The sequence below is a fragment of the Archangium sp. genome, assembly GCF_036388035.1.
Classification (GTDB): Bacteria; Myxococcota; Myxococcia; order Myxococcales; family Myxococcaceae; genus Archangium.
The window spans coordinates 1-5,203 of sequence record NZ_DASVSO010000215.1; the positions used below are offsets into that span (position 1 = coordinate 1).

4 protein-coding genes are annotated in these 5,203 nt (G+C 69.2%); all 4 read right to left on the bottom strand.

Going from position 1 to position 5,203, the window contains the following annotated elements:
- Positions 1-833, bottom strand: an 833-nt coding sequence (locus VF697_RS09380; RefSeq protein WP_331093420.1) for an adenylate/guanylate cyclase domain-containing protein, incomplete at its 3' end; no start/stop codon positions are given.
- A gap of 107 nt (positions 834-940) precedes the next feature.
- Positions 941-2,698, bottom strand: a complete 1,758-nt coding sequence (locus VF697_RS09385; protein ID WP_331093422.1) for a M14 family metallopeptidase — start codon at positions 2,696-2,698, stop codon at positions 941-943.
- A gap of 34 nt (positions 2,699-2,732) precedes the next feature.
- Entirely contained in the window at positions 2,733-3,701 is a 969-nt protein-coding gene (locus VF697_RS09390; RefSeq protein WP_331093424.1) for a hypothetical protein, read from the bottom strand.
- A 21-nt stretch (positions 3,702-3,722) separates the two neighbouring features.
- Complete coding sequence (locus VF697_RS09395) at positions 3,723-4,841, bottom strand: hypothetical protein (protein ID WP_331093426.1); 1,119 nt, start codon at positions 4,839-4,841, stop codon at positions 3,723-3,725.
- Between the last annotated feature and the right edge of the window lie 362 nt (positions 4,842-5,203).

Sequence of the window (5,203 nt, forward strand, 5' to 3'; positions counted from 1 at the left end):
CCCGCCTCGCCGGTGAGGGTGACGCGCTGGCAGCCGCCGCCGGAGAGCGCCGCGGTGAGGGCGGAGCGCAGGTGGCGAGACTCCTCCTCGCGTCCCACGAGCCGGGCCCAGATGCCCTCCAGGCCCCGCCCCTGGCGTTGGAAGGCACGTGGCCGGGCCGCCGTCACCCGGTACACCTGGAGCGGCTCCTGCTTGCCCTTGAGGCGCAGGGGGGGAAGGGGCTCGGCCTCGAAGGCGCCGCTCACGTGGCGCCAGGTGCCTTGGGAGATGAGGATGCCGCCCTCGGGCGCGGCCTGCTCCAGGCGGCTGGCGGTGTTGACGGTGTCGCCCATCACCGTGAGCTCCCCGAGCGTGCCCACCACGCCCAGGAGCGCCGGGCCGGTGTGGACGCCGATGCGCATGTGCAGGCCCTCGGGGGGGCCGGCGAGGAAGGAGTCGAGCTGGGCCTGGATGTCGAGGGCGGCGTGGATGGCCTGCTCGGCGTCGTCCTCGTGGGAGCCCTCCGCGCCCCAGAGGGCCATGACGGCGTCGCCGATGTGCTTGTCGATGCGCCCCCCGTGCCGGACGATGGCCGCGTCCACGCGCTCCCAGAGGCGGTTCATCAGCTCGCTGACGTCCTCCGGGTCCATCCGCTCGCTCAGGGCGGTGAAGCCGCAGAGATCGCCGAAGAGGACGGTGACGTGGCGGCGCTCCAGGGGGACGCGGGAGGCCAGGGCCGCGAGCCGTGCGCGCAAGGTCGCCAGAGCGGCCTCGGTGGCCTCGTCACCCAGGGTCGGGCGCTGGGCCTCCAGCACGGCGATGGCCTGCAGGAGCAGGTCGCGTTCGTTCTTCATCGTCCTCTTGGGGCCGGCATGCGTTCCCTCCCCCTACGTTAAGGAGACATCCGGGGGAGATTCAACCGACGGGGAGTTGACCTGGAGGAGGGCGTGCCCGAAAGGCCTCAGCGCGCCGGTTTGAGGCCCGCGGGGGCCGAGTCCGTGCGGAAGACGGGGTAGAGGTTGAAGCGCACATCGTAGGCGGGGTGGCGCTCGTAGAAGAAGCGCAGGCGGGCGCGAGGGTTGCTGGCGAACTCCGCGTCCTTCAGCTTCTCCTCCCAGGCGGCCTTCACGGCGGGGTCCCTGGCGAGCAGCTCGCGCGCGAAGGGCTCCAGCACGTAGTCCTCCACGTACTCCTTCTGCTCGAAGTGGTTGTTGAAGAAGCCCCAGGCGAGCAGCGAGTCCGGACCGAGCGGCTCGAGCAGGTGCGCCAGCACGGGCAGGCCCTTCTGCGCCGCCGGCACGTAGAGCGTCCCCGCGGGCAGCGCCTGGGTCTCCTTCTGCCAGGCGCCCTTCACCGACAGCAGCTGGTGGCCCTCCACGGAGGTGGGGCGTGGCCTGGCCTCGGTGGCGCGGAACACCTCCACCTCGGCCGCGGGCACGCCCTGGCCGAGCCGCTGGAAGCGCAGCCCGTGCGCCGTCAGCTTCTCCGCCACCCACCCCGCGTGCGCCGGGGGCACGAGGTAGCCTCCCGTGGGCAGCGTGACGGTGAGGGCCGGCTTCAGCTCCTCGTAGTAGGGAAGGGTCCACACCTGCGGCTTCGAGTCGTCGTAGCGGATCCACGGCTGGGTGGTCAGCTCGGAGGGCGTGCGCTGGTAGGCGTAGCCGCGGAAGGGGATGGGGCGGCTCTTCTCCGTGTTCTCCCAGGCGAGCACCAGCTCGCGGGCCTTGCCGGACTCTGCCTCGGTGTCCGCCGCCTTCTGGGCCGCCAGCAGCGCCGGGGCATCCCGGGCGACGAGCCGCAGCAGGCCCTCCAGCACGTGGCGCGTGGTGGCCACGCGGTGCGCGTAGGGCTTCCACGAGTGCGTCTCCACGAGGATGCCGTAGCGGCGGTGGGCGGCCCAGTACTGGTGGCTGAAGCGCGGGGGCGACACGCCGTAGGTGACCCCCGAGGCCGGGTCATCGTTCTCCCGGAAGGACGGGTAGAAGGGGAGGGGCAGGTGGCCCCTGGCCTCCAGCTCGGTGAAGAGCTCCTCGCGCAGCTTGGAGCCCAGGGTGCGCAGGGCCTCGGGGCCCACCTTCTGCGGCTCCAACTGCACGCTCACGTCGTGCTCGAATTTGGCGCCGTCGGTGACGTGCAGGTCCACGTAGAAGAGCGGATCCCACCCGTGCAGCAGCTTGAGCAGCGCCACCATCTCCGGGGCGTCCGCCTTCATGTAGTCGCGGTTGAGGTTGAGGTTCTGCGCGGTGACGCGCCAGCCCATCTCCTCGGGGCCCACCTGGTTGGGACGGTGGTTGGGGCCGAAGCGCTCGTGGCCGTCCACGTTGAAGACGGGCACGAAGACGGCCGTCACCTGCTTGAGCACGCCCGGCAGCGTCTTGCCGTCGAGCAGGTCCCTCAGCAGCCAGAAGCCGGCGTCCTTGCCGTCGATTTCGCCGGCGTGGATGCCACCCTGGAAGAGGACGACGGGGCGGCCCTTCTTCGCGGTGGCGGCGGGGGTGAGGGTGCCGTCCGCGCTGGCCACCAGGGCGAGCAGGGGGCGGCCCTCGGGGGTGGTGCCGAAGGTGTCGCAGCGCACCTTGCCGGGGTAGCGCTGGGGGAAGGCGCGGCAGAGGGACTCCACCTCCGCGTAGCGGCCGGTGCGAGTCCAGCCACTCTGCTCGGAGACGGTGGAGAGGGAAGTCTGGCTGAGCGTGAGGGCGAGGAGGACGGGCAGGAGCATGGCTTCCCCCTCAGAACATACCGCCCGTCCTGCCTCAACCCTTCTGGAGACCGCGGAGTGCTCGTGCGGCATCATCGAAGACCCTGGCCAGGATCGGCTCGGCCGGGCGGTGGGCTTCGATGAAGAGCGCATCCTCGGGGTGCCCTACGTGCTGAAGAAGGGCGGCGGCCCGGGAGGAACAGTTGAGAGAAGTCGCCGCCACCAACTCCCGGGTGACGACACGCAATTCGGACCGAGCCTCATCCGGGAGAAGCGGGAGGAGGTGCTCTCCATGGAGAAGGAGCAAGGAGAACAGGCGCTCGCAGTAATAAGCGGCCTCTCCATCCTGGCTCATGGCGGTGTCGATCAGGGAATGGGCCACGGAGATGAACGTGGGGAGGGTGGGCGACCAGGCGTCTGGCACCTCCTCTTCGAGCACCGTGAGCACTTCCGTTTTGTGCTCCACGGGCACCGACACGTCCTGTGCCCACGCGCGGAGTTCCTCCGGCGATTTCTCCAGGAGCAGAACCAGGCCATGCAAGGAGTTCAACACTGACAGGGCGAGTTGCTCCAAGGCTTCCCGGACAACCGGCAGCAATTCCGGGTGGCGGCGGCGCCACAAGGCGCGGGCCAGCGGATTGACCTCCGAGAGTGCGGCTGGGCCAGGGGCCAGTCGTCGCAACTTGCGCACCAGGGTCGCGCGTGAGCTTGCTTCCTCGAGACGCCCCAGCGCGTGGATGATGGCCTCCACGACTGAGGCTCCGTCGTAATCCTCGCGAGCCTCTTCGAGGGCCAGTTGTTGCTCCAGGCGCCTGGCACTGGCGGCTCCGCCCAGCTCACCCAGGCCAAAAGCCGCTGCCTGCCGTGCGAGCGCATCCGGGTCTTCCAGCATGCCTTCCAGCAAGGCCCTGGCCTTGCGCGGTCCAGGTTGCAGTACCAAGGCGCGTGCGTGAGCCTCTTCCCCGTGTTTGCAGGCATCGACCAGCCCGTCCCGCCAGAGCTTCACGTCCAGAGCGCGTGCCATGGTTCGTCTTGTCCTCCTCTCCTAGGGGAAGCTCACACCTGGAGGGATGTACCTTCTGACCAACGTGCCATCGAGCAGGTACAACTCGTGAATGGCTTTTGGATCCGAGCGGACCAGGGAATCGAAGGCCCCCAGCTCGCGCTTCATGTCCCGGGAGTTGGAGACGTAGTTGGTGTTGTGACGTATGCCATCAGGTCGTACCGAGGCTGCATCCGGCTTACGGAAGCGAACGCCTTTCGCCGGGTTCGGGTCAAGGACGGGCTGGGTCCTGGCGTCTACTTGCGGCTTGTTCTTCCGCAAATCGGCATGTCCCGCTGCCTCACGCGTGGCCAGCTCCTCCTCGATGGCTTCGTTGTGCGGAGGATTCTGCCGAGTGTGGGGCTTGCCATAGCGGGTGGAGAGCTTCGAGCTACCGCCTGGAGCGCCGCCTGCGCCATTCACCATCGCGCAAGTGGCGAGTTCGCCGCACAAGGACGTGGCGGAGGTCCCCGCCGCCACCCCCGTGACGACGAGACTGCCGTTGGCCACGAGTTGGACCGAGGCAATGGACTCCAGCGCCGGCCCGCCCGCGGGCGCATGGCGGAGCGGGCTGAGCAGGGTCCACAGGCCTCCTTTGGGCACCTGGGGCAGTACCTGGGGCACTCCGAGGCTGGCGACGACCACCAGTACCCGAAGCGTCGTGCCCCCCAGCGCTTTGCTGAAGCGCTCAGCCGCTGCTTCCAACTCCTGGGGCGTGGTGGCTGCCTCGGCTTCCTGGTGCAGGTGCAAGCACGCCATGGCCAGGCGGCCCAGTTCCACCACGCCCACCAACAGCGACAGGCGCACGGTGAGCGCGGCGGCGAAAGCTTTGGAGAAGAGGGGCTCCGGCGCCAGCCAGGCAGCGAAGTACACCAGCACCGAGAGTGAGACGCTGGCCAGGAAGGCCGGATCGCTGAAGAGTTCCTGAGCGGCCTCGCGGATGCCCTCATCCATGTAGCGGGTAGAGCGCTTGAGGGCGAGATAGAGGCGGCTTGTCTCCAGGGACTCGGGTAGGGGGAGGAGCGCGGGCCCGTATTGGGAGAAGAAGTCCTCACGCAGTCGCAGTTCCCAGGGGGCGGAAGGCCCGTGGCCCGAGGTGGCTGTCCTCGGGGACTCCAGCATCAGCCGCAGCCGAGGGTGGGCCCGAGGTCGGAAGGACGCGAATGCCGTAAGTAGCGGGCGTATCTCCTCCAGGCCCAGTCTCTCCAGGTCAGGGTGGGGTGGCGAAGCTGGGAAGGAGAGTTGCAACTGGCCTTCGGGCCGCGTGCTGATGTGCACGGGCAGGGGCTCCGCCCACGTGGGCTCACTCGCCGAGGCCCTTTTTTGCTGGGGAACGACGGTGAATGCGTTCGCCCGTTGGGAAACGCCTGCCGGCGCCTGTACCTGCTGCTGCCCTTCCTCCACGGGAATCCGTGCCCGCGAGGTGGCGCATGCCGCGAGAAGGGCAAGGCTCAAGGCCAAGGCCAGGCGCAGCGGGAATGGCA

Bases quoted from the DNA above. Each gene is read 5' to 3' on its own strand.
- VF697_RS09395 (WP_331093426.1), bottom strand. From the start codon at position 4,841: ATGCTGGAGTCCCCGAGGACAGCCACCTCGGGCCACGGGCCTTCCGCC.
- VF697_RS09390 (WP_331093424.1), bottom strand. From the start codon at position 3,701: ATGGCACGCGCTCTGGACGTGAAGCTCTGGCGGGACGGGCTGGTCGAT.
- VF697_RS09385 (WP_331093422.1), bottom strand. From the start codon at position 2,698: ATGCTCCTGCCCGTCCTCCTCGCCCTCACGCTCAGCCAGACTTCCCTC.